1 pseudogene is annotated in these 261 nt (G+C 31.8%); it reads left to right on the forward strand.

From position 1 onward, the window contains the following. Positions 1-261 (forward strand): annotated as a pseudogene (locus tag TY19_RS12520) (IS982 family transposase); the annotation flags it as partial.

Consider the following 261-nt stretch of genomic DNA (forward strand, 5'->3'; position numbering starts at 1 on the left):
CCTCAACCTGAATGATCGATACCAGAGAGGATGACAATTGTCATTTTATTTCATCAATCGAATGATCGAACATTTAAGCACTTTTATGGGTATATTACCAAATACTTAGTTAAAGAATTTCCAAACTTAATGAGTACTAGACGCTTTGTTTATTTAAAGAAAAACCTTTTTGTTCCTCTATTTGCTTATCTTCTGGACAAAAAGGAGAAATCACAGGAATTGCTTTTATTGATTTTCCATCGATAGATGTTTGCCACAATA

It is taken from the genome of Candidatus Protochlamydia sp. R18, assembly GCF_000648255.1.
Lineage (GTDB): Bacteria > Chlamydiota > Chlamydiia > Chlamydiales > Parachlamydiaceae > Protochlamydia > Protochlamydia amoebophila.